Annotated in this window: 24 protein-coding genes; 9 read left to right on the plus strand and 15 right to left on the minus strand. The window is 64.8% G+C overall.

What is annotated here, in order from left to right; all coding sequences use genetic code 11:
- Positions 1-59: 59 nt before the first annotated feature.
- Positions 60-1,238: a glycosyltransferase family 4 protein gene (locus LV82_RS03415; RefSeq protein ID WP_104069338.1), complete on the minus strand. Its 1,179-nt coding sequence runs from the start codon at positions 1,236-1,238 to the stop codon at positions 60-62.
- Positions 1,239-1,375: 137 nt separating this feature from the next.
- Here LV82_RS03415 and LV82_RS03420 point away from each other — a divergent pair, with 137 nt between their 5' ends.
- A complete protein-coding gene (locus tag LV82_RS03420) occupies positions 1,376-2,530 on the plus strand; it encodes a glycosyltransferase family 4 protein (protein WP_104069339.1) in 1,155 nt (384 codons plus the stop codon).
- 4 nt (positions 2,531-2,534) lie between these two features.
- On the opposite strand, the gene nfsB is transcribed toward LV82_RS03420, so the two are convergent.
- The 3 genes from nfsB to LV82_RS03435 all read right to left on the minus strand — a co-directional run bounded on the left by nfsB (position 2,535) and on the right by LV82_RS03435 (position 5,606).
- The gene (nfsB, locus tag LV82_RS03425; RefSeq protein WP_211289166.1) at positions 2,535-3,200 is read right to left on the minus strand and encodes an oxygen-insensitive NAD(P)H nitroreductase; all 666 of its coding nucleotides are present in this window, start codon (positions 3,198-3,200) and stop codon (positions 2,535-2,537) included.
- Between the two features lie 167 nt (positions 3,201-3,367).
- Positions 3,368-4,939, minus strand: a complete 1,572-nt coding sequence (locus LV82_RS03430; protein ID WP_104069340.1) for a sensor histidine kinase — start codon at positions 4,937-4,939, stop codon at positions 3,368-3,370.
- The gene (locus LV82_RS03435; protein ID WP_104069732.1) at positions 4,932-5,606 is read right to left on the minus strand and encodes a winged helix-turn-helix domain-containing protein; all 675 of its coding nucleotides are present in this window, start codon (positions 5,604-5,606) and stop codon (positions 4,932-4,934) included. Before LV82_RS03435 ends, LV82_RS03430 begins: the two co-directional genes overlap by 8 nt.
- Positions 5,607-5,763: 157 nt before the next feature.
- Here LV82_RS03435 and LV82_RS03440 point away from each other — a divergent pair, with 157 nt between their 5' ends.
- Together LV82_RS03440 and LV82_RS03445 are read left to right on the plus strand one after the other, a co-directional pair.
- A complete protein-coding gene (locus LV82_RS03440) occupies positions 5,764-6,888 on the plus strand; it encodes a Do family serine endopeptidase (RefSeq protein ID WP_104069341.1) in 1,125 nt (374 codons plus the stop codon).
- A gap of 164 nt (positions 6,889-7,052) precedes the next feature.
- Positions 7,053-8,168: a lytic murein transglycosylase gene (locus LV82_RS03445; protein WP_104069342.1), complete on the plus strand. Its 1,116-nt coding sequence runs from the start codon at positions 7,053-7,055 to the stop codon at positions 8,166-8,168.
- 3 nt (positions 8,169-8,171) lie between these two features.
- Here LV82_RS03445 and LV82_RS03450 read toward each other — a convergent pair whose 3' ends face one another.
- The 4 genes from LV82_RS03450 to ftsH all read right to left on the minus strand — a co-directional run bounded on the left by LV82_RS03450 (position 8,172) and on the right by ftsH (position 14,695).
- The gene (locus LV82_RS03450) at positions 8,172-8,726 is read right to left on the minus strand and encodes an NADH dehydrogenase ubiquinone Fe-S protein 4 (protein WP_104069343.1); all 555 of its coding nucleotides are present in this window, start codon (positions 8,724-8,726) and stop codon (positions 8,172-8,174) included.
- A 37-nt stretch (positions 8,727-8,763) separates the two neighbouring features.
- The gene (locus LV82_RS03455) at positions 8,764-9,882 is read right to left on the minus strand and encodes a sigma-70 RNA polymerase sigma factor region 4 domain-containing protein (RefSeq protein WP_104069344.1); all 1,119 of its coding nucleotides are present in this window, start codon (positions 9,880-9,882) and stop codon (positions 8,764-8,766) included.
- 89 nt (positions 9,883-9,971) lie between these two features.
- Positions 9,972-12,791 (minus strand): ATP-dependent Clp protease ATP-binding subunit, encoded by a 2,820-nt coding sequence (locus LV82_RS03460; protein WP_104069345.1) that lies wholly within the window; start codon positions 12,789-12,791, stop codon positions 9,972-9,974.
- A gap of 68 nt (positions 12,792-12,859) precedes the next feature.
- Positions 12,860-14,695 (minus strand): ATP-dependent zinc metalloprotease FtsH, encoded by a 1,836-nt coding sequence (ftsH, locus tag LV82_RS03465; protein ID WP_104069346.1) that lies wholly within the window; start codon positions 14,693-14,695, stop codon positions 12,860-12,862.
- Positions 14,696-14,889: 194 nt separating this feature from the next.
- Here ftsH and LV82_RS03470 point away from each other — a divergent pair, with 194 nt between their 5' ends.
- From LV82_RS03470 to LV82_RS03485, 4 genes are all read left to right on the plus strand, one after another.
- Positions 14,890-15,837, plus strand: a complete 948-nt coding sequence (locus tag LV82_RS03470; protein WP_104069733.1) for a zinc metalloprotease HtpX — start codon at positions 14,890-14,892, stop codon at positions 15,835-15,837.
- Between the two features lie 242 nt (positions 15,838-16,079).
- The gene (locus LV82_RS03475) at positions 16,080-16,508 is read left to right on the plus strand and encodes an Hsp20/alpha crystallin family protein (protein WP_104069735.1); all 429 of its coding nucleotides are present in this window, start codon (positions 16,080-16,082) and stop codon (positions 16,506-16,508) included.
- Positions 16,509-16,526: 18 nt separating this feature from the next.
- Positions 16,527-16,907, plus strand: a complete 381-nt coding sequence (locus tag LV82_RS03480; protein ID WP_104069347.1) for an Hsp20/alpha crystallin family protein — start codon at positions 16,527-16,529, stop codon at positions 16,905-16,907.
- Positions 16,908-16,927: 20 nt separating this feature from the next.
- Entirely contained in the window at positions 16,928-17,431 is a 504-nt protein-coding gene (locus tag LV82_RS03485; protein WP_104069348.1) for an Hsp20/alpha crystallin family protein, read from the plus strand.
- 81 nt (positions 17,432-17,512) lie between these two features.
- Here LV82_RS03485 and phoB read toward each other — a convergent pair whose 3' ends face one another.
- The 6 genes from phoB to LV82_RS03515 form a co-directional block, all read right to left on the minus strand.
- The gene (gene phoB / locus LV82_RS03490) at positions 17,513-18,202 is read right to left on the minus strand and encodes a phosphate regulon transcriptional regulator PhoB (RefSeq protein WP_104069349.1); all 690 of its coding nucleotides are present in this window, start codon (positions 18,200-18,202) and stop codon (positions 17,513-17,515) included.
- A 1-nt stretch (position 18,203) separates the two neighbouring features.
- The gene (phoU, locus tag LV82_RS03495) at positions 18,204-18,920 is read right to left on the minus strand and encodes a phosphate signaling complex protein PhoU (RefSeq protein WP_104069350.1); all 717 of its coding nucleotides are present in this window, start codon (positions 18,918-18,920) and stop codon (positions 18,204-18,206) included.
- Between the two features lie 4 nt (positions 18,921-18,924).
- Positions 18,925-19,686 carry a phosphate ABC transporter ATP-binding protein PstB gene (gene pstB, locus LV82_RS03500; protein ID WP_245873060.1) on the minus strand — a complete coding sequence of 254 codons (762 nt, stop codon included), beginning with the start codon at positions 19,684-19,686 and terminating at the stop codon, positions 18,925-18,927.
- Positions 19,687-19,745: 59 nt separating this feature from the next.
- Positions 19,746-21,053 (minus strand): phosphate ABC transporter permease PstA, encoded by a 1,308-nt coding sequence (pstA, locus tag LV82_RS03505; protein WP_104069351.1) that lies wholly within the window; start codon positions 21,051-21,053, stop codon positions 19,746-19,748.
- Between the two features lie 9 nt (positions 21,054-21,062).
- Positions 21,063-22,439 (minus strand): phosphate ABC transporter permease subunit PstC, encoded by a 1,377-nt coding sequence (gene pstC / locus LV82_RS03510; protein WP_104069352.1) that lies wholly within the window; start codon positions 22,437-22,439, stop codon positions 21,063-21,065.
- A 69-nt stretch (positions 22,440-22,508) separates the two neighbouring features.
- Positions 22,509-23,549 carry a PstS family phosphate ABC transporter substrate-binding protein gene (locus LV82_RS03515; RefSeq protein WP_104069353.1) on the minus strand — a complete coding sequence of 347 codons (1,041 nt, stop codon included), beginning with the start codon at positions 23,547-23,549 and terminating at the stop codon, positions 22,509-22,511.
- 235 nt (positions 23,550-23,784) lie between these two features.
- Here LV82_RS03515 and dusA point away from each other — a divergent pair, with 235 nt between their 5' ends.
- Together dusA and LV82_RS03525 are read left to right on the plus strand one after the other, a co-directional pair.
- Entirely contained in the window at positions 23,785-24,780 is a 996-nt protein-coding gene (gene dusA / locus LV82_RS03520) for a tRNA dihydrouridine(20/20a) synthase DusA (protein WP_104069354.1), read from the plus strand.
- 63 nt (positions 24,781-24,843) lie between these two features.
- The gene (locus tag LV82_RS03525) at positions 24,844-25,662 is read left to right on the plus strand and encodes a sulfite exporter TauE/SafE family protein (RefSeq protein ID WP_425427726.1); all 819 of its coding nucleotides are present in this window, start codon (positions 24,844-24,846) and stop codon (positions 25,660-25,662) included.
- A gap of 41 nt (positions 25,663-25,703) precedes the next feature.
- On the opposite strand, the gene LV82_RS03530 is transcribed toward LV82_RS03525, so the two are convergent.
- Positions 25,704-26,750, minus strand: coding sequence for an ornithine cyclodeaminase (locus tag LV82_RS03530; RefSeq protein WP_170063344.1), 1,047 nt, complete (start codon positions 26,748-26,750; stop codon positions 25,704-25,706).
- Positions 26,751-26,752 lie beyond the last annotated feature (2 nt).

Raw genomic sequence — 26,752 nt, forward strand, 5'->3', positions numbered from 1 at the left:
GCCTGATTTGCGTTTCTGCAAGCGCCTTGGTCGCGCAATGCGCCGGGCGTCCGTATTTTTCACGCCAGCAGTCCCAGCGTCCGGCGAAACGATTGCTCGGTCAGGCGCGCGGCCTTGTCCCAGCCGAACTGGCCTGCCCGGGCAAAGGCATTGCGCCGCAAAGTTGCGCCAAGGCCGGGCTCGGACAGCAGACGGATGGCCTGTGCCGCAAGGGCGTGCGGATCGGTCGGGTCGAAGAACAGGCCGGCATCGCCCACGACCTCGGGCAGGCTGCCCCGATCGGATGCCAGAACGGGCGTGCCGCAGGACATGGCTTCCAGAGCGGGCAGACCGAAGCCTTCCCACAGCGATGGCATGACAAGCGCGTCGGCGATGGCCAAAAGACCGGCCATGTCGGGGTCCGAAAGCTCGCCCGCAAAGACAATGCGGTCCGAGCTGCGCGCGTCACGGCGGGCGGCGTCCTGCAGATCCGCGATATTGTCCCAAAATCGTGCGCCGGTCGTCCGGCCGACGATGACCAGCCGCGTGCGTGGCGCATGCGAAAGGATTTCCGGCATGGCCCGGATCAGGCTGACGACATTCTTGTGCCGGTTGAACCCGCCGACATAGACCAGCAGACGATCCCGGGGATCGATACCATGGTGGCGCCTGATGTCCTCGGCCCGCCGAGGATCGTCGAGGGGCGCGAAGACAGGCTGGGCGCCTTCGGTCGTCACGTCGATCCGGTCCCGTGGAACAGAAAGCATCCGGGCGATATCGCGGGCCGAGCTTTCCGAAACGGTCAGGATTCGCCGGGCCTGCCGGCGCGCAAGCCAGCCCTTGGCACGCCACAGCAGGTGGTTGCGCCGGGTGGGAAACACCAGGTCCGGGAAACGTTCGGGAATCGTGTCATGGATGCAGACCAGCGCCGGGATCCTGCCAAGAACGGGAAAGAAGGAATAGCTTGCCGGAAAGAACAGCAGGTCGGGCCGCAGTCGGGCCGCACGACGTGCCAATGTCAGCAGGTCGGCCCCGCGCCGCGCCGAATCCCCCGAGGCGGACTCCGCCATGCTGTGAGACGCGCCAGCCACGACGACATCGATACCGTCGGGCAGGGGGCGTTCAGGCGGGCGGTCGCAGATCAGGGTATAGCGAAATCCGGCATCCCGCGCGGCAAGGGCACCGACCAGACTGCGGGTGAAGCGCCCAAAGCCCCGTTCGTTGTCCCAGCTTTGCCCATCCAGCCCGACATGGATCATGCGCCACCCCCTTGCCACGAACCAAGTCGTAACCCGCTGTTGCGCCTGCGTCACCCGGTTTGGTCGGCCTTGGCGCTTTCATTGCCGCGCCGCTCGTGTAGGCTGAAGCCGTATTTGACCCCAAAGGCCTTGTTTCGATGACGGATACCCGCCCGCTTCATGTGCTCGAAATGCAGACCCAGTTTGGCGTGGGCGGGATCACCCGCCATGTCCTGTCGCTGACGGACTGGCTGCGCGGGCAGGGGCACCGCGTCACGCTTGGCGGCTCGCCCGCTGCATGGGCCGGTCCGGACGATCAGCCCGATTACCTGGATCTGCCGACCCGCGCGGTTTCGGGCGAGGGGGGCGGGATGCCCAGGCGGATGGTGGCGGTCGCCCGATCGGTCTGGCGCCTGCGCGCCTGGCTGAAGGCCAATCCGGTCGATGTGATCCACGCCCATGAATCCGCGCCCGCCCTGGTCGCCAACCTTGCCCGCAAGGGCCTGGGCGTTCCGCTGATCGTGACCTATCACGGCTCTGAACCCGAACGCATCGCGGCCTTTGGCCGGATCGCGCGCGGGGCCGATCTGGTCATCACGCCGTCATACAATTCGGCGGCGGATTTGCAGCGGATCGGCGGCGTGGATCCGACGCGGCTCACGGTTCTGGGGCTGGGCGTGCCCGCGGCCCCGTGCGACCCGCCGCAAGAGGTCGCTGCGTTGCGCCAAAGGCTGCTTGCAGGCGGTGATCGGTTGGTGATGACCCTTGCACGTCTGGAGCGGCAAAAGGGTATCGATGTGCTGATCAGGGTTGCCGCGCGTCTGGCGGGGTCGCACCCCGGCTGGCGTTTCGCCGTGGCCGGAGACGGCGTGGACGAGGCGCGGTTGAAGACCCAGGCCCGCGAGGCGGGAGTCGCGGACCGGGTCATCTTTCTGGGTCGGGTCGAGAGGCCACACCTGTATCTTCGCGCGGCCGACCTGTTCCTGCTGACCTCACGTTGGGAAGCCCTGCCGTTCACCATCGTCGAGGCGTTCCAGGCCGGCATTCCGGCGGTTGCGACGGCCTGTTCCGGCGTCGTCGAGCTGATCGACGACACTGTTGGCGCGGTCGTGCCGATCGGCGATGTCGAGGCGATCGCCCAGGCCGTCCGCCGTATCCTTGCGGACGAGACGCTGCGATCGGACATGGCCCGGCGCGCCCTGCAGCGGGCCGCCGAGCCGCGTTTCGACCCCGATTGGGTCCATGCCCAGTTCGTTCAGACCTATCGCAGGCTGGCCGATGGGCGGGCAGGGGCGTGGAATCCCGACCCCTGAAGCATCATAGCTCCTCGATGATCGCGTTTTCGGGCAGACGGGACTTGGGCAGAAAGCGATTGTAATCCGCCTTTGGGTCGGAATAGCCCAAAGCCACCGCCAGGCGGCTGCGATAGCCCTTTTCGCGCAGCCCGAACTCGGCGTCCAGAATTTCGGTATCCACGCCTTCCATGGGCGTTGCATCAATGCCAAGCGCGGCAACACCCAGCAGGAAATGGCCCAGGTTCAGATACAGCTGCCGGGTCATCCATTCCTCGCCGTCGCCGATCTGGTCCTGGTGGACGCCGACAAAGAAGCTGCGCCCGGCATGCATCTGCTGCTTGCGGTCATCGTCGCCGCCAAACCGGCCGTCGGCCTCTTCCTGGGCAAGGATGCGCTTCAGATAGGTTTCGTCGGCATGCACAAGGCTGGCGAATACCACGACATGCGAGGCCGTCCGGATCGGCACGGTATTGAATGGATACCGTTCCTCGGCCGCCCTGGCGACACGCGCCTTGGCCTCATCCGTGGCGGCGATCACGAAATGCCACGGCTGCAGATTGACCGAAGACGGTGCAAGGCGAAGCAGCGCGCGAACCTTTTCCATGTCCGCGTCAGAGATGCGCCGATCGGGCAAATAGGCTTTCGCGGTATGGCGCTGGCGGGCGAAATCGGTGATATGGATGGTCATCACTGTCTCCTTGTTTCTGCGCAGAAGGAGTTAGGGGCTGCGCGGAAAATCTGCAGCCCGTTCAATGCAATGCGGCCATGCGCGAAGGGAATGCCTGAATGACGCCGACGGTTCTTTGGCGCGAAGATCTGGACGCGGTTGCCTTCGACGTGCCCGGCCACGATGCGTCATGCGTGATGCACCGGCGTGCCTTTCGCGTCATCATGCCGACACCCGACCCGCAATCCTGCATCGATTTCGTGTTGCGCAATGCCGACGCCTTTCTTCTGGCCGCGCGCGCCAAGATCAAGCGCGAGGCGCTGCCGAAGGGTCGGAACCTGCATATCAACAGCCGCGATCTGCGGCGCGCTCTGGATGCTCTGGGCCGGGGCGACGGGTAGCACAAGGCTTGCGCGCAGGCCCGGCCGATTGTCTTCCAGCACCAGCCTGCCGCCATGGGCGCGCGCGATCGCATCGACCAAAGCCAGGCCAAGGCCATTGCCGGGCGTGGCGCGACTGCGCTCCAGCCGGTAAAGCCGCCGCGTGACCCTGGGCCGCTCGGCTTCGGGAATGCCCGGCCCGTGATCGGCAACGACCAAGGCGATTTCCGACGCACCTTGTTGCAACCTTATCTCGATCGGCGTTCCCTGCGGCGTGTGGCGCAGGGCGTTCTCGATCAGGTTCGAAAGCGCCTGCGAGATCAACGTCCTGTGGGCATGCACGACCACGGCGCCTTCGGGCAGGGCGGCGGTCAGGACATGCCCGCCATCTTCGGCGCTTGGGGCGTAGAGTTCGGCCAGTTCCCTGCAAAGCGCGACCAGATCGACCGGTTCGAATGCGTCCCGCGCGCTGCCGCCTTCGATCTGCGCGATCTGCAGCAGGGCGCGAAACATGGCGATGGCGCTGTCGGCTTCATCCTGCGCGCGACGGGCAAGATCGTGGGCCGGGGCGTCTTCGGGCAGCTGAGCGGCCAGATCCTGCAGGGTAACGCTCAACCGCTGCAGCGGTGTGCGCAGGTCATGGGCAATGTCCGCCGATACCTGGCGCAGGGCCTCGGTCGCGGATTGCTGGGCCTCGGCCATGCGGTTGATCTGGGCTGCGATTCGGGTCAGGTCGTCGGCGTCTTGCAGATCGGCGTTGTTCACGGGCAAGCGGGCGGCCAGATCGCCGCGGGTCAGGGCGTCCAGCACCGACTCGATCCGCGCCACGCGCCGTTCCGCCCGCCGTGCCAGCCAGACACCCGCGCCCAGCGACAGCGCCGCGCTGGGCACCAGGCTGAGCGCCAGCAGCCAAAGGAAGGTGCGCCGCAGTTCGGCCAGGGGCGTTCGGCTTTCGGCAATCACAAGGATGCCGCCGGCCAGGGGTTGCACCAGCGGCAGATAGCCGTCGGGCGACAGCGGGCGACCTTCGGGCTGGGCGCTGATCTCGACCCCGTCGCGGGCCAGACGTGCCTGCGCGTTGCCCGTCACCCGTCCGTCCGGAGCAATATAGGCAAAGACCCGGCGCGCGGGGTCGGCGGCTGCGGCCTCGGCGGCGACAAGTATTTCGGCCGCGCGCGGGGATGCCACGACCTCGAAGCCCGCTAGGTGCTGGCGCAGATCGGCCTGCATGCGATCCACGAGTTCCGCGCGCAGCGACAGATAGGCAAGGCCCAGGGTCACGAGGTGGACAACGGCAAAGACCGCGACCAGCGCAAGCGCCAGCCGGACCGGCGTCGAGCGCAGCGCCCGCGAGAATGCCTTGCCTGCCCGCTCAGCCATCGATCCGGTATCCCGCGCCGCGCACGGTCTGGATCAGCTCGCGGTCGAATGGCTTGTCCACCTTGGCCCGCAGGCGGCTGACCTGCGTTTCGACCACGTTCGTCTGGGGGTCGAAATGCAGGTTCCACACGGACTCCAGAAGCATCGTGCGCGTCACGACGCGACCCTTGTTCCGCAACAGGTATTCCAGCAGCGCAAATTCCCGCGGCAACAGGTCGATGCGTTGTCCCGCCCGTGTGACCTTGCGCGCGACCAGATCCATCTCCAGGTCGGCCGCGCGCAGCACGGTCTCGCGCATCGGCTGGCCGGCCCGGCGCCGGGCCAGGGCCGCGACGCGCGCGGACAATTCGCCAAAGACAAACGGCTTGACCAGGTAGTCGTCGCCGCCCGCGCGCAGCCCTTCGATCCGGTCGTCCACGCCGCCCAGCGCCGTCAGGAACAGCGCCGGAGTTTCGACCCTTGCCGAACGCAGCGCCCGGATCAGGGACAACCCATCCAGCCCCGGCAACATGCGGTCCACGATCAGCACATCATAGCTGCCGTTCATCGCCTGCACCAACCCTTCGCGCCCGTCGGCAAGATGATCGACGACGTGGCCTTCCTCGCTCAGCCCGCGCCGAACCCAGTCGGCCGTGGTCTTGTCGTCCTCGATCAGCAGGATCTTCATCATCCGTCCCGTCATTGCGCCCAAGCGCTAGGCCAATTCGTGCCGCGCCGCCACCGAGATGGAGAAAGATTGCAGATTTTCAATCCTGCCGAAGGGGCCGTGCAATCGGGACAGCCTATCTGCTGAGCCGAGGCAAATTTCACTGCAGGAGGCAGGTATGAAGGAACTGATGAAACATCGTATCTCGGCACTGGCCGTGGCGGCGATGCTGGGCGCGGGCATGATCGGGGCGGTCTCGCCCATCGCCGCGGTCCCGGCCTTTGCCGAAGCCGCGTCCGAAGGCTATGTCGATCTGGTCGAACAGGTTGCGCCCGCGGTCGTCTATATCGAGGTCACGCAGCGCGCCGATGTCGCGCAATTGCCCGATACTGCGCCGATCGAGGAATTCATGCGCCGCTTTGGCATGCCGGCCCCGATGCCGGGCATCCCGGGTCAGATCGGGCGCGAGATACGCGGAGTCGGAACGGGCTTCATCATCTCGCCCGACGGGCAGATCGTGACGAACGCCCATGTGGTAGACGGCGCGGACGAGGTGAAGGTGACGCTTGGCGATGGCCGCAGTTTCCAGGCCAGGATCGTCGGTGCCGATCCGGCGACGGACATCGCGCTGTTGCGCATCGATGCGGGTGAAGAGCTGCCGACAGTCCGGTTCGGCAATTCCGACGAACTCAAGGTCGGTCAGCCCGTGGTTGCCATCGGCAACCCGTTCGGTCTGGGCAATTCGGTGACGGCCGGCATCGTCTCGGCGCTTGGGCGCGACATCAATTCGGGGCCGTTCGACAACTACATCCAGACGGATGCTGCCATCAACAAGGGCAATTCGGGTGGCCCGCTGTTCAACACGCGGGGTGAAGTCGTGGGAATCAACACCGCGATCTTTTCGCCCAGCGGCGGTTCGGTCGGGATCGGCTTTGCGGTTCCCGCCGAAACGGCCAAAAAGGTTGTCGCTGATCTGGCGGACGATGGCATGGTCGAGCGCGGCTGGCTGGGCGTCCAGATCCAGCCTGTCACCGAGGACATCGCCGCCGCGCTGGGCTTTGACCGGCCGAAGGGCGTGCTGATTGCGAATGTTGATCGCGACACGCCGGCGGACAAGGCCGGCATCATGCGCGGCGACATCGTCATGGCGGTCGACGGCGAAAAGGTCGATTCTCCGCGCGACCTGACACGCGCCATCGCCACCAGCGCACCGGGCAGCAAGGTCAGGATCGAACTGCTGCGTGCGGGCGTCGAAAAGACGGTGGAAGTCACCTTGGGCAAGCGGCCCGAACAGGCGTCGTGACCGCCTGACACCATGGGCTGACATGATTGGGCGACATGCCCCATCCATCCGGGCGGAATGCGTGGCATTCCGCCCTTTTCGTGCCTTGACGCGATAATCGTCCTGTGCCGAACGGGCCGCTTCGGCTATCCTGTCCGCAAAACACATGGGCAAACGGGCAGGACATGAACATTACACGACGCGCCTTCGGGCTTGGGCTGACGGTTGCGGGCCTTTCGGCCTGTTCTGGCGGCGGAGCGGTCAATCGGGCTGCGGATTACACCCGCAATCGTGGCTACGAGGCATGGCTGGAAGCATTTGCCGCCCGCGCGCGGCCCGAAGGAATAGACGATCGAACCCTGCATTCGGCCCTTTCGCAGGCGACCTACCTTCCCGACGTGGTCGCGCTTGACCGCAATCAGGCCGAATTCACCCGGACGCTTGAAGATTATCTGGCCACGGCCGTCTCGGACGAGCGGGTGGAAAAGGGCCGTGCGGCGCATGCGCGGCATCGCCGTACGCTTGACGCGATCGAGCGGCGGTTCGGGGTAAGCGCGCATATTGTCACGGCGGTCTGGGGGCTGGAAAGTTTCTATGGCGCCCGGCGGGGCGACATTCCCGTGATCTCATCGACCTCGACACTGGCCTATGACGGGCGGCGCGGTGCCTTTTTCGAACGTCAACTGATCGCGGCGCTGCGGATCCTGCAGGCGGGCGATACCAATGCCGCGGGCCTGCGTGGCAGCTGGGCCGGGGCCATGGGGCATACGCAGTTCATGCCGACCTCCTACCTCGCCTATGCCGTTGACTTTACCGGCGACGGACGGCGCGACATCTGGGGCGACGACCCGACCGATGCGCTGGCCTCGACCGCCGCCTATCTGGCCCGCAGCGGCTGGCGCACGGGCCTGCCCTGGGGGGGCGAAGAGGGCACGATTGCCGTTCAGGGACGCAGGATCGAACCGCAGCCCGGCGGCCCGGGCTTTGTCGTGACGGCGAATTTCGACGCGATCAAGCGCTACAACAATTCCGATTTCTACGCGATCGCCGTCGGACATCTCGCCGATCGGATCGCGGGGGCAGGGCCGCTGCGCGGGTCTTTTCCGCCGGACGAATTCGGACTGACCCGCGCGGAACGCATCGCCCTGCAACGCAGGCTTGCCCAGCTTGGGCACGATGTCGGCAAGCCCGACGGCCTGATCGGGGACCGTACGCGCGCGGCGATCTCTGCCTGGCAACGCAAGAACGGCTGGCCTGTCACCGGCCAGCCGTCAAAGGCCTTGCTGCGCGCCCTGGGATAGGCGTCACTTGTGACGGATCGTCGTGCCCGTCCATGCCGGCGGGTCCGAGGCGGGAAAGCTTTCCTCGTCGGCCTCCAGCACGGGGTCGAAGCTGTCCGCGTTCAGGTCGCGCGCGCCCTCGGCTTCGACGCCTCGGTACAGATCGTGGGCCGAGCCCGGTCGCGGCAGCCCGCCGATCCACGAGGCACCGGGGGCATCCGCGCCACGATACAGACGATGCGCCGATCGTCCCGCCCAAGGGTTGCGCCGGCGCGGCGGGTCCTCGCGCACGATATAGCGCCAGTTCTGGCGTTCGGCGAAATCCACCGCGCTTGTCCGGTCGGGAAAACGCAGGCGGATCGTACGATAGGGGTCGGTGCCTTGGCGCCAGCCCATCAGCGGGTCGATGCCGCCGTCGGACCAGGGCTCGAATTCCAGGATCCACTCGTCGCGCCTTGGTCCCGATTGGGTCGCCGAGCGCGAGGGCCTGTAGATGATCGCCATGGGCACGTCGTCCGACACCAGATCGGTGCCCGGAATGCGTGGACGATATGGCGGTCTGTTATGGCCTTGGCTCATCGTTCCACCTCCTTTCCAAGCTGCGGACAGGCGCCCGTCACGATAGCGCTTTCTGGATCCGGTCGCGATCCTCGATCGGCTGGGGCACGCGGATCGTGGCGGCCAGCGTGACGCGGATCGCCTCGACCGTGCAGCGGTCTTCGGGCAGATCGGCTTCGCTCAGGCGCTGGCGCAGGAAGTCATGCGCCGCGTCCGCGATGCGCTTGACCTCGTCTTCTTCGATATCCAGGAAGGCCGCCACCTGCTGGGGCGTGTCTCCCTCGATATCCAGCCGTTCGACGACCTTGCGCCACAGCGCCGGCATGTCGGCCATCGCCCGGTGCAGCTGGACCGAGGTCTCGTGTTCGACAAGCGTGGTCTCGGGGTCTTCGCTTTCGGGATCTGCGATCAGTTCCTCGAGCAGCAAAGCGTCATCGGGCTGATAGAATTCGAACATCTCCTGATCGGACTCGGTCGGGTCCTGCGCGGGCTCGCGAGGTGCCTCTTCCAGAGGTTCGGCATCTTCGGGTACCGCACGACGCGCGGCGCGGGCTTCCTCCAGGATCGTCCGGTGCGCGATCTTCATCAGCCAGTCGCCGACCGAGAATTCGGTCGGGCGATCCTCGAAGGTTTCCAGGCCGTTGAGTATCACGGCATCGACAAGACCGCGCACCGTCAGACGACCCGCCGGGACGCGGCCTGACGCTTCCAGGTAGGTCAGTTCGCGCCGTACCGCATCGTAGACGGCGTCCAGGTGCTCCTCGATCAAGTCGAAATACAGCGCGCGGCGCTGGGCCTCGGCCGCGTCGCGGGCAGGCGGAAGCAGCTCGCCCAGCCGGGCCCGACGCGCCGGGCGTTTGAATTCGGGTTCGTGGCGCAGATGCGCCAGATGGCGTTCAAGCCGCTTGCGCAGATCGGCAAAAGCCTTGCGCAGAACGGGCTCGACTTCAAAGCCCTCCTCCTGCGCCGCGATGACGCCCGAGGGCAGCTGCAGGCGCAGGCTGGCATGGATCCGCTTCTTGCCGCGGGTCTGGGTCACGGTCGCTTCCAGCCGCACCAGCTCGGGGCGGAAACGTTCAAGTCGCGGTTCGATCTGACGGATTTCTTCGGCGATGACTTCGGGCGCGCGCAGCTCGCCATGGGAATCGAGATTGCGGAATGCCGTGATGGTCTTCATCTCGAGTCCTCCTTTCATTCGACAATTCCGGGGTATCCGGATGCGGGGACCCCGCATCCGGCAACGATGTTGATCGGGCCGTCAGACGATCAGGCCGAGGCCGGAGCGTCCGAGCCCTTTTCCTTTTCCGAGGACTCCTCGGCCTTCGGTGCTTCCTTGCGCTCGAGCTTTTCGAAGACGATCTTCTGATCGTCACCCGACCAGCGCACGCGGACCTTGTCGCCATCCTCGATGCGGCCCGAGAGCATCTCGCGGGCAAGCTCGGTCTCCAGCTCGTGCCGGATCAGGCGGCGCAGCTCGCGGGCACCGAATTCGGGCCGGAAGCCGACGGCGGCGAAGTGATCGACCACGCTTTCGTCGAATTCCAGCTCGACACCCTGGCCCATGGCCGTCCGCTTGACGCGGTTCAGCTGCAGCTCGACGATCTGACGGATCTCCTGCTTGTTCAGCGAATGGAAGACGATGATCTCGTCGATCCGGTTGATGAACTCGGGCCGGAAATGGCCACGCAGGACCTCCATCAACTCGGCCTTCTGCTTGGCCTCGTCGAACTCCTTGGTGCCGCGCTTGGTCAGGTTTCGCTGGATGATGTCCGAGCCGAGGTTCGAGGTCGCGATGATGATGGTGTTCGAGAAGTCCACCACGCGCCCCTTGCCATCGGTCAGACGGCCATCGTCAAAGACCTGCAACAGGATGTTGTAGACATCCGGATGGGCCTTTTCGATCTCGTCCAGCAGCACCACCGAGTAGGGCCGGCGACGGACCTTCTCGGTCAGCTGGCCGCCTTCCTCATAGCCGACATAGCCCGGGGGCGCACCGACCAGGCGCGCGACAGCGTGACGCTCGCCATATTCGGACATGTCGATGCGGATCAGCGCATCCTCGTCGCCAAAGATGACCTCGGCCAGCGTCTTGGCCAGCTCGGTCTTGCCGACGCCCGTGGGCCCAAGGAACAGGAAGGTCGCGGTGGGACCGCTGCCTTCGCGCAGGCCGGCGCGGGCCAGCCGGACGGCGTCGGCCACGGCCCGGATGGCCTCTTCCTGACCGATCACGCGTTCATGCAGCTTCTCTTCCAGCTTCAGCAGCTTGTCCTTTTCCTCGGTCGTCAGTTCGGTCACGGGCACGCCGGTGATCTTGCTGACGATCTGGGCGACATGGTCGGCGCGCACTTCGGCCGTGGCCGAGGCACGGTCGCGCTTCCAGCTTTCCAGAAGCTCGTCCAGCTCCTTCTGCTTGGCTTCAAGCTCGCGCTTCAGCTCGGCCGCACGGTCGAACTGCTTGCGCGCCGAGGCATAGTCCAGCTCGCGCTTGATCTGCTCGACCTCGGCCTCCAGCTCCTGCACGTCCACCGGACGCGCCGTGGCGCTGATCTTCACCCGGGCGGCAGCCTGGTCGATCAGGTCGATCGCCTTGTCGGGCATGAAGCGGCCGGTGATATAGCGATCGGCAAGTTCGGCCGCGGCGACGATCGCCTCGTCCGTGATCTGCACCTTGTGGTGGCTTTCCAGCGAGTCGCGCAGGCCGCGCAGGATCATGATGGTCTGCGCCACCGTGGGTTCCTCGACATAGACCGGCTGGAAACGGCGCTCGAGCGCGGCATCCTTCTCGATATATTTCTGATACTCGCTCAGCGTCGTCGCACCGATCAGGTTCAGCTCGCCGCGCGCCAGCGCTGGCTTGAAGACGTTGGCAATGTCCAGCCCGCCTTCGCCGCCACCCTGGCCGGCCCCCACGATCGTGTGGATCTCGTCGATGAACAGGATCAGGGTGTCCTTGTGATCCTGGATTTCCTTCAGGATCTTCTGGACGCGTTCCTCGAATTCACCGCGATATTTCGACCCGGCCACCATCGAGTTGATGTTCAGCTCGACCAGGCGCTTGCCGCGCAGGGCCTCGGGCACCTCGCCCGCGACGATCCGCTGTGCCAGGCCTTCGACGATGGCGGTCTTGCCGACGCCGGGTTCGCCGATCAGGACCGGGTTGTTCTTCTTGCGGCGGGCAAGAACCTCGATCGTGGTTTCGATCTCGCGGGCGCGGCCGATGACCGGGTCCAGCTTGCCTTCCCGTGCCAGTTTGGTCAGGTCGCGGCTGTACTGGTCAAGGTCGGGCGTGTCCGAAGGCGGTTCGACGCGGCCTTCCTCGGCGCCGCGGCCCACGACCTTGGTGACCTGCTGACGCAGGGCTTGCGGTGTCAGGCCCAGCTTGCGCAGCATCTCGGCCGCCAGACCTTCGCCTTCCTCGGCCAGACCGATCAGCAGGTGTTCGGGGCCGACATAGGAATGGCCAAGCTCGTTCGATGCGATGAAGGCGCGGTTCAGCGCGTCCTTCAGGCGCGGGCTGACACCGATCTCGGTGCCTTCGGGCAGCGGGTCGCCCTTCTTGGAGTCCGCCTCGATCTGACGGCGCAGATCGTCGGCATCCAGCTTGACCTGCGACAGCAGGGTGCGCACGACGTCCGACTTGGTCAGCGCATGCAGCAGATGTTCGGTGTCCACCTCGCGGCGGCCGAATTCATGCGCTTTCTGAGCCGCATCCTGCAACAGCTTGTTTGCCTGCTCGCTCAGCCGGTCGGCGATGTTCACGCCACCCGATCGGCGGCCATGCGCGCGGCGCGGGGCTTCGTCGCCAAAGGCCGCGTCGACCACATCGTCATCGCGTGCGATGTCGTCGCCGATGCGCGGTGCCCGCCGGTCGAAGATGCTGCCGATTCCGCTGTCGCCGAAGAATTCATCAAACAGCGAACTGCGGCCGAAAAGCGATTCCAGCGGCGAGGTGCTGCGCCCGGACCGGCGCACCATTTCGCGGTAATGCTGGTCGCAAAGTTCCATGTTCTGGACCTTGCCGTTGATCGAGGCGCGTACGCGCGCCGTGGCGGGACGTCCGCAGACATCACATTTTCCGTTCGCCATGGTTTTGTCTCCTTGTGATTATTCGTTTTCGATACTTGTCGGTTTTCCCGGTGCCGCCTTGATCCATGTCATGCGGCGGCCTCGGGTGTCTCTTTTCTGACCCTTTGCGCGATCTTCTGCAGATCGGCGTCATCCAGGGTTTCGCGCTCCAGCAGGTCGCGCGCGCTTTCTTCCAGCAGGTCGCGATTGGCCGAAAGGATCGCGATCGTCCGGTCAAAGACCTTGTCGATCAGGGCCTTGACGGCTGCGTCCATCCGTTCGGCCGTGGCCTCGGAATAGCGCCGGTTCAGCCAGCTGGACTGATCGCCCGTGCCCAGGAAGCCCGGCCGGTCGGTGTCATAGCTGACATGGCCCAGATCGGGATCCATGCCATAGCGGGCGACCATCGCGCGGGCGATATCGGTTGCCTTGACCAGGTCGTCGGCCGCGCCGGTGGACAGGTGGCCATAGATGATCTTTTCGGCCGCGCGACCACCCAGAAGGACCGCGATCTTGTTTTCTAGCTCTTCGCGCGTCATCAGAAAGCGGTCTTCCGTCGGCCGCTGGATCGTGTAGCCCAGCGCCCCGATCCCGCGCGGAATGATCGAGACCTTGTGCACCGGGTCCACGCCGGGCAGGGCCATCGCGACCAGGGCGTGCCCCATCTCGTGATGGGCGACGATCTCGCGCTCGCGCGGGTTCAGGACGCGGTTCTTCTTCTCCAGGCCCGCGATGATGCGTTCGACGGCATTGTTGAAGTCGTCCATCGTCACCGCATCGGCGCCACGGCGGGTGGCCAGCAGGGCGGCCTCGTTCACCAGGTTCGCCAGATCCGCGCCGGAAAAGCCGGGCGTCAGGGCTGCGACCTTTTCGGCATCGACATCCGCGGCCAGCTTCACCTTCTTCATGTGAACCTTGAGGATGGCGATGCGGCCTTTCTTGTCCGGCTTGTCCACCAGGACCTGCCGGTCGAAGCGGCCCGCGCGCAGCAGGGCGGGGTCCAGGATCTCGGGCCGGTTGGTCGCGCCCAGAAGGACGATGCCCACCGACGGGTCAAAGCCGTCGAGCTCGGTCAGAAGCTGGTTCAGCGTCTGCTCGCGCTCATCGTTGCCGCCAATCGGGCCGCCAGCGGTGCGGGCGCGACCCAGCGCATCCAGTTCGTCGATGAAGATGATGGCGGGTGCCGCCTTGCGGGCCTGTTCGAACAGATCGCGGACACGGGCGGCGCCGACGCCGACGAACATCTCGACGAATTCGGAACCCGAAATCGACAGGAAGGTCACGCCTGCCTCGCCCGCGACGGCGCGCGCAAGAAGCGTCTTGCCCGTGCCCGGCGGGCCCACAAGCAGGACGCCCTTGGGAATGCGCGCGCCGAGACGGCCGTATTCGGCGGGGTTCTTGAGAAACTCGACGATCTCCTGCAGTTCGGCCTTGGCCTCGTCCACGCCGGCGACATCGTCAAAGGTCACGCCGGTTTCCTTTTCGACATAGACCTTGGCTCGGCTCTTGCCGATCTGCATGAAGCCGCCAAAGCCCTGCCTTTCGGCAAACTTGCGGAAGAACAGCATCCACAGGGCAAAGAAGACGAAGGCCGGTACAACCCACGACAACAGGTTCGACAGCCAGGTATTTTCCGGCACACCGGTGATTTCGACGCCCTTGCGGTCGATCCGTTCCAGGATGGCGGGATCGACGATCGTGGTCACGAACTGGCTCTTGCCGTCAACCGGCGTGGTAAAGGTGCCCACGATCCGGTCGGTGCCCACGGCGACCGACTGGATGCGGCCGTCGTCAAGATACTGCTCGAACTGGCTGTAGCTGATCGGGGCAACTGTCTTCCAGCTGGCAATGATATCCTGGATGAAGATCACGGCCATGAAGGCCAGAACCCAGTACCAGATGTTAAATTCCGTCTTCTTTTCCATCGCTGTCCCCCTTTTTTCGCCCCGGCAGGCGCGTTACCGAGATGTGACCCAAAAACCACAATTCAAGAGTGCGTGATCAAAAAAGTTCGCATTATGAGACTCTTTCGGGACCGACGCCCCGCGCAGCCCGGATTTGCCTTTGCGCCATGCGCAGATTAGAACGCGGATGAAACGTCGTGATGAAGGCAGGGCATATGGGACTTTCGCCTCGGCACCGGCTCCTGAACCTCGTGCAATCGGCGCTGCTGATTGGCGGAATGGCGATCCTTGCCTGGGTCATCGTGTCGGCCATCGCGGGGCCCGAGATGACGCTGGCCATCGTCGGCGGATCTGTTCTGGGCCTGCTGTTCCTGCCGGCGCTGCCAAAGCGTGTTCTGCTGAACGCATATGGCGCGCGGCCGCTGGGACGGCACGACTTTCCCGAAGGCGTCCAGATGGTCGAGAGGCTTGCGCAAAGGGCCGGGCTGCCAGCGGTGCCCGCCCTGTATTACGTGCCAAGCCAGATGCCGAACGCCTTTGCCCTTGGCACGCCCGAGGACAGCGCGATCTGCGTGACCGATGGCTTGCTGCGCATCTTGAACCGCAGGGAACTTGCCGGCGTTCTGGCCCACGAAGTTGCACATATCGTCAACCGCGACCTGTGGATCATGGGACTTGCCGATGCAATGTCGCGCGCGGTGTCGGTCGCCTCGTGGATGGGGCAGATGATCCTGCTGCTGAACCTGCCGCTGATCATGGTGGGCGTGGCGCATGTGCCATGGATCGTGCCGGTTGTGCTGATCTTTTCGCCAACCTTGATGGCCCTGCTGCAGCTGGCCCTGTCGCGCACGCGCGAATATGACGCCGATCGCGGCGCGGTCGAGCTGACCGGCGATCCCGAGGGGCTGGCCTCGGCGCTGAAGAAGCTTGAGCGGCGTCTGGGCCGCTTCTGGGAAGAGATGTTCCTTCCAGGCCGCCGCATCCCCGAACCCTCGCTGCTGCGCACCCATCCCCCGACCGAAGAACGCATCAGGCGGTTGCGCGAAATGGCGGCCGAGCTTGCGGGTCGCGATGGGGGCGACTGGCCTGCGGCGCCCTTGTCGATCGACCTTGCGCAGCCGCCGCGCCCGCCGCGTTTCGGCCCGTGGGGCGTCTATCGCTAGGACCTCTTGAAAGCGGCGATCACGCTTCCTTTATCGGATGTGAAACGCCCGACAGGGGTTTCGACAGACAGGCGACAGGTTCGGCTTTGCAGCGGACCAACGGCCATCGCCATAGGGGAGGCCGGGAGTCGCAGATGCTTGCCGTCGCGGATGCGGCGGGACCTGACGCATGTCCGTCCACCATGGGCGTTCGCGACCGCGCGATGGCGCGGAACGAAAGACGCAACGGATGGAGGCATGTCATGTTCTACCCTTCCTTTCCACGGCGCAGCGATCCGTTCGATCTGATGCAGGCGATGCTGCGCGACATGGACGATCTGTTTGGCCTTCGCGCCGAAACCGCAACCTTTCCCGCAGTGAATGTCTGGCAGGGTGATGAGGCCATCGCCATCACCGCCGAGATCCCGGGCGTGGACATTGCCGACCTGGATATCTCGGTAAAGGACAACGTCCTGACGATCTCGGGCGAACGCAAGCCGCCTGAACTGCCCGAAGGTGCGCGCTGGCACCGCAGCGAACGCAGCTATGGGCGCTTTGCCCGTTCCATCCGGCTGCCCTTTGCGGCCAGCGATGATCGCGTCGAGGCACGGCTGACCAATGGTGTCCTGCGTATCGTCGTGGCGCGGCCCGAGGAGGACAAGCCCCGGCGGATCGAGATCAAGGCGGCCTGAGAGAAGGGAGAAGGAAAGATGAGCACTGAAGTCACCCGCAAGTCGAATGGCGCGGACGAAGCCGTCAAGCGTGTGTATCGGCCCCTGACCGATATCGTCGAAACCGAAGATGGCGTCACGCTGATGGTCGAGATGCCCGGCGTTGCGCCCGATGACGTGGACGTGACGCTGGAGAAACGGGTTCTGACGATCCGTGGCCGCGTTCATCCCGTTCGTTCGGACAAGCTGCGGCTTGCCTATGCCGAATATGGTGAAGGCGATTTCGAGCGTTCCTTCACCTTGTCCGAGGATTTCGACCCCGAACGTATCGAGGCAAAACTGTCGAACGGGGTGCTGACCCTGACCCTGCCGCGCGCGGCCGAAACGACCCCGCGCAAGATCTCGGTCAAGGCGGCGTGAGCAAGGAAAGGAGGCCAGTCATGCAGATCAAGGATCTCATTCCCTGGGCGCGCAAGGACGAAGCCGGCGATGCGAAGGGTTCGGATCAGAACCCGATCGCGGCGCTTCAGCGCGAGATGAACCAGGTGTTCGAAAACTTCATGAACCGCTTTGGCAAGGGCCTGGGCCAGCTTGACTGGCCCTGGGGCAACAGCGAGGCCAAGTCCGACGTCGTCCAGACAGACGGCGCGGTCGAAGTCTCGATCGAGCTGCCTGGGATGGACATGAAGGACATCGAGGTCACGGTCACCGACGACATGCTGACCGTGAAAGGCGAAAAGAAGATCGAGCGTCAGGAAGAGAAGAAGGGCTATTACCTGTCCGAGCGGAGCTATGGCGCGATCTATCGCACCATCCCGCTGCCGCCCGGGGTCGATGGCGAAAAGGCCGAGGCGACGTTCAAGAACGGCGTTCTGACCATTCGTCTGCCCCAGACGCCCGAAGCCCAGGCCCGGGTCAAGCATATCGAGGTCAAGGGCGCCTGATCCGGAGACGGCTTGCAAGGAAATGAAGGAACGCGGCGGATATGTTTGATCCGCCGCGTTTTTTCTTGGCTTGCCGGCTGGTTAGCCCAGCGCGTAGCCCGCGCCGCGCACGGTGCGGATCGGGTCGTCCCCGCCATGCGCCATCAGCGACTTGCGCAGTCGGCCGACATGGACGTCCACGGTCCGGGTATCGACATAGATGTCGCGGCCCCAGACGCGATCCAGCAACTGCTCGCGGCTGAAGACGCGGCCGGGCTTTTCCATCAGTGTGGACAACAGCCGGAACTCGGTCGGACCCAGCTTGAGCTCATGCCCGGCGCGAAAGACCTTGTGGCTTTCGGCATCCAGCACGATGTCGCCGAATTCCAGCCTCTCGCCGGCGGCAGCCGGTCGCGAGCGGCGCAGCTGGCTCTTGACCCGCGCCATCAGCTCGAGCACCGAATAGGGCTTGACCACATAGTCATCGGCGCCGGTCTCAAGGCCGCGGACCTTGTCGACCTCTTCGCTGCGGGCCGAGATCATGATGACCGGTATGTGCCGCAAGGCGTTCTGCATCTTGATCTGACGGCAGACCTCGATGCCGGACATGCCGGGCAACATCCAGTCAAGCAGGACCACGTCCGGCTCTTGTTCGCGGACGATCAGGATCGCCTCGTTGCCGTCGGCCGCAGAGATGACGTCATAGCCTTCGGCCTCGAGATTGTAGGTCAGAACCTCGCGTTGGGCGGGTTCGTCCTCGACCACCAGAACCGTCGGATGGGGATTGGCCATGTCACTCGTCGCTTGGCTTGAACGTGATCGATGTGCCGTCCTTCTTGGGGCGGTCGTCTTCGGGCAGGGCGCCGGTCACCACATAGATGGTCTGTTCGGCGATGCCGGTGGCATGGTCGCCGACGCGTTCGATGTTCTTGGCGATGAAATGCAGATGCATCCCCGCGGCGATGCTGCGCGGATCCTCCATCATGTGGGTCAGCAGCGATCGGAACAGCGTGTTGTACATGTCGTCGGCTTCCAGATCGCGCTCGATCACGGCTTCGGCCAGCGAGGCATCCTTGCGGATATAGGCATCCAGGGCATCCGACAGCATCGACAGCACGAATGTGGCCATCCGGCGCAGGGCCGGGACGGTGCCCTCGATCTGGGCGTTCTCGGCCAGCACGATCGAGCGTTTGGCGATGTTCTTGGCATAATCGCCGCAGCGTTCCAGGTGGGCCGAGATCTCGATCACCGAAAGAACCAGGCGCAGGTCGCTTGCCGTGGGCGAACGAAGGGCAAGAATGCGCGCGGCGTCGTGCTTTACCTTCAGGTCGAGCTCATCGACCGAGCGGTCGGACTTGCGAACCTTCTGGGCAAGCTCGGTGTCGCCGGTCTCAAGCGCCTTGATCGCGCCGCGCAAGGCTTCCTCGACCAGGCCGCCCATTTTCATCACCGTGGCCTGGATCCCCTCCAGGTCGCGGTCGAAAGCCGAAACGATGTGTTCCTTGGTCATGGTCCTATCCGATCCGTCCGGTGATGTAGGATTCCGTGCGCGGGTCGCGCGGGTTGGTAAAGATTTCGCCGGTGTCGCCGAACTCGACCAGCTGGCCCAGATGGAAAAAGGCCGTCTTCTGGCTGACCCGGGCGGCCTGCTGCATCGAGTGGGTGACGATGACGACCGAGTAGTTCGCCCGCAATTCGTCGATCAGCTCCTCGACCTGGGCGGTTGCGATCGGGTCGAGTGCCGAACAGGGTTCGTCCATCAGAAGGACTTCGGGCGAGGTGGCGATGGCGCGTGCGATGCACAGGCGCTGTTGCTGGCCGCCCGACAGCCCCGTGCCGGGCGCGTCCAGCCGGTCCTTCACCTCGTTCCACAAGGCGGCGCGGCGCAGCGAGCTTTCCACGATGTCGTCCAGCTCGGCCTTGTTCGCAGCCATGCCGTGAATTCGCGGCCCATAGGCCACGTTGTCATAGATCGACTTGGGGAACGGGTTGGGTTTCTGGAACACCATGCCCACCTGGGCACGCAGCTGGACGGGGTCGATGCGCGGATCATAGATGTCCTGCCCGTCAAGCAGGATGGTTCCCTGGACCCGCGCGATGTCGATCGTGTCGTTCATGCGGTTCAGGCAGCGCAGGAAGGTCGACTTGCCGCACCCCGAAGGGCCGATGAACGCCGTGACGGTCTTGTCGGCGATGTCCACGGTCACGTCCTTGATCGCGTGGGTCTCTCCATAGAAGACGTTGACGTTCTTCGCCGAGATCTTGGGTTCCGTCATGGTCGGGTTCCGATCGGTTTGATGCATGTCTTTCATTGTTGTCCCCATGGCGGCCATGTCTACCATTTCCGCTCGAAGCGCTGGCGCAGATAGATCGCGATCGCGTTCATCACGACAAGGAAGCCCAGAAGGACCAGGATCGCGGCCGAGGTCCGGCTGACGAAGCCGCGCTCGGGGCTGTCGGCCCAGATGAAGATCTGTGTGGGCAGGGCCGTGGCGCTGTCGAAGGGCGAGGCGGGGGCCGAGGTGATGAAGGCGTTCATGCCGATCAACAGCAGTGGCGCCGTCTCGCCCAGGGCCTGGGCCAGCCCGATGATCGTGCCGGTCAGGATGCCCGGCATGGCCAGCGGCAGAACGTGGTGGAACACGACCTGCTGGCGCGAGGCACCAATGCCCAGGGCGGCCTCGCGGATCGAAGGCGGTACGGCCTTGAGCGCCGCGCGCGTGGCGATGATGATAGTGGGCATCGTCATCAGGGCTAGCGTCATGCCGCCGACGAAGGGCGCCGAGCGCGGCAGGCCGAACCAGCCGATGAAGACGGCCAGCGCAAGAAGGCCGAAGACGACCGAGGGCACGGCGGCCAGGTTGTTGATGTTGACCTCGATAAAATCGCTGAAGCGATTGCGGGGGGCGAATTCCTCGAGGTAAATCGCCGCGCCGATCCCCAGCGGAAAGGCGATCACGAAGCAGGTCAGCAGCGCCCAGAACGACCCCATCAGCGCGCCTTTCAGGCCCGCAAGTTCGGGAAACCGCGAATCGGCATTCGTGAACAGCCCCCAGTTGAAGGGGCGCGAGACCACGCCCGCCGCGACCAATTGGTCGAACATGGCGATTTCGTCGTCCTTCAGGCGGCGGTTGATCTCGGGCGTTTGCCGGTCGATCAACCCCTTGGCAAGCTGGTCATAGGGGTCGGAAACCGGCACGGTCAGGCTGACCGTCTGGCCGATCAGGCCGGGATCGGCCACGACCATGTCACGCAGGGTGAACTGGGCCCCGTTCGACAGGATGCCCTCGACCTTCTTGCGTGTCTTGCGATCCTTCAGGTCGACGCCGGGCAGCAGCTCGGCCAGCGCCGCCGTCAACACGTCATCGAAGCCCCCGCGCGGAAGGCGTTCGGCCCTGATTTCGGCAGGATCGACATAGACCTGCAATGTCACATGGGTCTGGCGGAACGCCTGCCAGCCAGTCGAGACAAGCGACGCGATCAGGATGAACAGCACCAGAAAGGCCGTGCCGATCGCGGCAATGCCGGCGGCCTGCAGCAGGCGCTGCTTGCGGCGCCGGCGCGGCAGCGAGGCCGCAACGATCTCGGCCGTTCCGCGTTCGCGGCGCGGGGCGTTCGGGCTTGGCGCGGACAGGTCGGTCATTGTCGGATCCTAGTCGTAGATTTCGCGATACTTGCGCACGATGCGTAGCGCGAGAACATTGATCAGCAGGGTCACGATGAACAGCATCATCCCCAGCGCAAAGGCTGCCAGCGTCTTGGGATTGTCAAACGACGTGTCGCCGATCAGCAGCGTGACGATCTGGACGGTGATCGTGGTCACGCTGTCCAGCGGGTTGATCGTCAGCTTGGCAATCAGGCCCGCCGCCATCACCACGATCATGGTTTCGCCGATCGCCCGGCTGACGGCCAGAAGCACGCCGCCCACGATGCCCGGAATGGCGGCGGGGAACAGCACGTTCAGCATGGTCTCGGCACGCGTCGCCCCAAGCGCCAGCGCCCCGTCGCGCAACGCCCTTGGCACGGCGGACAGGGCGTCGTCTGCAAAGGACGAGATGAACGGGATCAGCATGACGCCCATGACGCCGCCTGCGGCCAGAGCCGTGTTGGGCGATACCGGAATGCCCAGGCTGGCCCCGAAACTGCGGATCGCCGGCGCAACGACGAGGATGGCGAAGAAGCCATAGACCACGGTCGGCACGCCGGCCAGGATCTCCAGCACCGGCTTGGCGACGGCCCTAAGGCGCGGCGAGGCGAATTCGTTCAGATAGATCGCGGTGAACAGGCCCACGGGAACGGCAAAGGTCAGCGCAACCACCGTGATGACCAGCGTGCCGACCAGTACCGGCACCCATCCAAAGGCGCCTTCGGCAGCAATCTGGCCTTCGCGGATCGGGATCTGGGGCTCCCAGTTCAGACCGAACAGAAACTCGGTCAGCGGGACCATGGACAGGAATTTCGACGTTTCGAAGACCAGCGCCAGGACGATGCCGATCGTGGTGAAGATGGCGACAAGCGAACAGAAGATCATCAGCCCCGACACGATCCGTTCAACCGCGTCGCGGGCACGGAAACCTGCCGAGACGCGGCGGCGGGTCACGAACAGGATCACGGCGGACAGCAGCGCCGAGACGGCAACCATGAGCCAGCCCGACAGGTTGCGCAGATCGTTCAGACGGTCGGCCGCGGCCAACTTCCACTCTTCCGGCGTGCCAAAGACGCGGCCCGAGGCGATCGACTTGATCTCGCTCAGGATCAGGCTGCGTTCGTTGACATCCAGATTGGCGATCGCCTCATCGGGCAGGCCCGACAGCACGATGCGGTCGATCACCGGGCCTTGCAGCAGCAGCCAGGCAAGGATCACCACCAGCACGGGCACCAGGACCGACAGCGCGGCGAACAGACCGTGATAGGTGGTCAAAGAATGTAGCCTTTCGCCGCGCGCGCGGATCTCGCGCGCCGCACGGCGGTTCAGCCAATACCCGGTCAGAGTGGCGGCCAATAGAACGATGAAGGCGGCTGAGGTCATGTCCGTCCCGTTTTCAGCAAAACCCCCGGGCCATTACAGCCCGGGGAAGGGGTCACGCAAGGCGTGTCTTCACGATTTGGGCGCTTCCATCGGCTTGCCGCTCAGGACGGCATCCTGCAGCTCCATCCGGCGTTCATCCGACAGCGGCACCAGGCCGCGCTCGGACAGGTAGCCGCCCGGCTCCAGCGCGTCGTCCGACATGTATTCCTCGATGAATTCCTCGAGATTGGGGATCACGCCGCGATGCGCGTTCTTGATGTAGATGAACAGCGGCCGCGAAATCGGATAGGACTTGTCGGCGATCGTGTCGGCGCTGGGCTCGACGCCCTCGATCTTGACGCCCTTCAGCTTGTCCAGGTTTTCGTACAGGAACGAGTAGCCGAAGATGCCCAGCGCGTGCGGGTCGGCCTCGAGCCGCTGAACGATCAGGTTGTCGTTCTCGCCGGCTTCGACGAACGGGCCGTCGGTGCGCATGCGCGAGCAGTTCTCCTCGACCCATTTCGAATCGAATCCGCCGTTCTTGACATAGTCGAGCTCTTCGCAGCCGGCATGCATGGCCAGTTCGACAAAGGCATCGCGCGTGCCCGAGGTCGGCGGCGGGCCATAGGCCAGGATGTCGACGTCCGGCAGATCCGGATTGATCTCGGACCACTTCCTGTAGGGGTTGTCGACCCATTCGCCGTTGACCGGCACCTGCGCGGCCAGAGCCAGGTAGACTTCGCCCAGCGTCAGGTCCCAGTCGAAGTCGTTGTCGCGGCTGATCGCCAGCGAAAGACCGTCAAAGCCGATCAGCGCCTCGCTGATATCGGTCACGCCATTCTGCTGGCACAGGTCATATTCCGATTTCTTCATGGCGCGGCTGGCGCCGGTGATGTCGGGGAACTGTTCGCCCACGCCTTCGCAGAAGATCTTCATGCCGCCGCCCGTGCCGGTCGATTCCACGATCGGCGAGGGCGCGCCGGTATTGTTGACGAACTGCTCGGCCACGGCCTGGGTATAGGGGAAAACCGTCGACGAGCCGACGATGCGGATCTGATCGCGCGCGGCCGCGGCGGTGGCCGAAACGGCCAGGACCGCGAGGAACGAGGTCGAAAGCTTGGCGTAGGACATGGATGCTCCTGTTTCGTGGCTGTGGGCCGGTCCATCCGGCCTCGAGCAGCGGTCTAGGCGCGTTACGTGAACCGTATGCAAAAGTTTGATGACAGTTTTGTGACAGTCGCGGCGCTGCCGGGCCGGGGGGCATGGCCCAAAGCCCGGAAACCGTCAAAGGCGGCTTAAAGACTTCACGAATACGCCCGTCCGGTGTAACTGGGCCGTCTGTGCCGATATCGCCGGAGCCACGAGGATGCAGAACGACAGGATTCGCCGCGCCGCGCGCCTTTCCGTCGCGCCGATGATGGATTGGACCGACCGGCATTGCCGCTATTTCCACCGGCAGATCAGCCGGCACAGCCTGCTTTACACCGAAATGGTCACAGCGGCCGCCGTCATCCACGGAGATCGCGACCGTCTTCTGGGCTTCGATTCGGCCGAACATCCCGTCGCGCTGCAGCTTGGCGGTTCGGACCCCGATGAACTGGCCCGGGCGGTACGGATCGCCGCCGGTTACGGGTATGACGAGATAAACCTGAATGTCGGTTGTCCTTCGGACCGGGTGCAATCGGGATGCTTTGGTGCGGTCCTGATGACAAGGCCGCGCCTCGTGGCCGAATGCGTGGCCGCGATGATCGCCGAAAGCCCCGTCGAGGTGACGGTCAAATGCCGCATCGGCGTGGACGATCAGGACCCCGAGCGGGTTCTGCCCGAATTCCTGGACCTCGTCGCCGACGCAGGCGTCCGCCGCTTCACGATCCATGCCCGCAAGGCCTGGCTGCAAGGGCTTAGCCCCAAAGAGAACCGCGAGATCCCGCCTCTGGACTATCCGCTGGTGCTGCGCATGAAACGGGAACGTCCCGATCTGCACATCTCGATCAATGGCGGCATTGCATCGATCGATCAGGCCGAGGAGTTCCTGGCGCTGGGGGTGGATGGCGTGATGATCGGCCGCGCGGCCTATCACGATCCGTATTCCATCCTGGCGCCGGCGGATGCGCGCATCTTTGGTGGTGAGCCATGCCCCGGCCGGGTGGAGGTCGTCGAACGCATGAGACCCTATATCGAGGCCCATCTGCGCGATGGCGGCCGCCTTCACCAGATCACGCGCCACATGCTGGGCCTCTTTCATGGCTGCGCGGGCGCGCGCGGATGGCGTCGCATCCTGTCCGAGCGGGCCACGCGCCCCGATGCGGGGCTTGATGTGCTTGATGCCGCGCTGGCGCAGGTTTCCGATCTCGCGGCCTGATCGGGTCTGGCAAAGGCGCCGCGCACCGTTTAGCAAGATCGCGCCAAAGCCGGAGAGGAAACCATGCCGCCCATGATGGATCTGCTTGCAATGCTTGCCTTGCTGATGGCGATCGGTGCCTTTGCGGGCGTGATCGCCGGGTTGTTGGGCGTCGGCGGCGGAATCATCCTGGTGCCGGGCTTCTTCTATGCGTTCACATGGCTGGGATATGGCGGACCGGACCTGATGCAGGTCTGCCTGGCCACATCTCTGGCAACGATCATCGTGACCTCGGCCCGATCGGTCCTGTCGCATAACCGCAAGGGCGCGGTCGAATGGCAGATCCTGCGAAGCTGGGCGCCCGGTATCGCCGTTGGTGCCGTGATCGGCGTGCTGGCCGTGGCGGCGCTTCGTACGCCGGTATTGCAGGCGATCTTCGGTTGCCTGGCGCTGAGCATCGCGGCCTATATGGCCTTTGGGCGCAATGACTGGCGGCTGGGCGCAGAAATGCCTCGGGGGATCAAGCGGGCCATACTGTCACCCATAGTCGGATTCCTGTCCGTCTTGATGGGCATTGGCGGCGGCAGTTTTGGTGTCCCGCTCATGAGCCTGCACGGCGTTCCGATCCATCGCGCGGTCGCCACCGCGGCCGGGTTCGGGGTTCTCATCGCCGTGCCGTCGGTGGCTGTCTTTCTGGTGACACCGGCGCAAAGCGCGCCGCCTCTGACCATTGGGTCGGTGAACCTGCCGGCATTCCTGATCGTGATTGCCATGACGCTGATGACGGCACCGCTTGGGGTCCGCCTGGCCCATGCCATGGACCCCAAACCGTTGAAACGGGTCTTTGCCCTTTTCCTGGCCGTCGTCGCGCTGAACATGTTGCGCAAGGCCGCCGGCTGGTAGCAGGACGCCGCCGGAGCCCGGGCCCCGGAAGCGCGCATCCGTCACGCGGCCTTGGCCTTGGCCCGCAGCAACATGCCATACAGATCGCGCGGATCGTCGGGGTCGGCGATCATGTCCAGCGGCTCGCTGAAGGGCAGGGTCTTGAGCTGTTCATGGACATAGCGCAGGGCCGAGAAATCCTCGATCGCGAAGCCGACGCTGTCGAACAGCGTGATCTGGCTGGCGCTGGTCCGTCCCGGTGCCTTGCCGGCAATGACCTGCCACAGCTCGGTCACGGGGTGGTCGGGGTCAAGCTGCTGGATTTCGCCTTCGACCCGTGTCTGGGGCGGGTATTCGACAAAGATCGTGCTGCGCAGCAGGATGTCGCGATGCAGTTCCGTCTTGCCCGGGCAGTCGCCGCCGACCGCGTTGATATGCACGCCGGGGCCGACCATGTTGTCGGTCAGGATCGTGGCATATTGCTTGTCGGCGGTGCAGGTCGTGATGATCTGGGCGCCCTCGATCGCTTCTTCGGATGACCGGCAGGCCACGACCTTCAGGCCCGAGCCCGAAAGGTTGCGCACGCATTTCTCGGTCGCCGCCGGATCGATGTCATAAAGGCGCACTTCCTGGATGCCGCACAGGGCCTTGAAGGCCAGCGCCTGGAATTCGGCCTGGGCACCATTGCCGATCATCGCCATCACGCGCGCATCGCGCGGCGCCAGGTGGCGCGCGGCCAGGGCCGACATTGCCGCGGTGCGCAGCGCGGTCAGGATCGTCATTTCGGTCAGCAGAAGCGGATAGCCGGTATCAACATCGGCAAGCACACCGAAGGCCGTGACGGTCTGCAGCCCCTCGCGCGTGTTCTTCGGGTGCCCGTTGACATATTTGAAGCCATACATCTCGCCATCGGAGGTGGGCATCAGTTCGATCACGCCCACGGGCGAATGCGAGGCGATGCGCGGCGTCTTGTCAAAGCTTTCCCAGCGCAGGAAGTCGGCCTCGATATAGCCGGCAAGTTCGGTCAGGACGCGTTCGATCCCAAGATGAAGAACCAGCTTCATCATGTTGTCGACGCTGACGAAAGGAACGATGTTCAGTGCTTTCATGG

Origin of the sequence: Albidovulum inexpectatum (assembly GCF_002927635.1) — a bacterium.
GTDB classification, from domain to species: domain Bacteria; phylum Pseudomonadota; class Alphaproteobacteria; order Rhodobacterales; family Rhodobacteraceae; genus Albidovulum; species Albidovulum inexpectatum.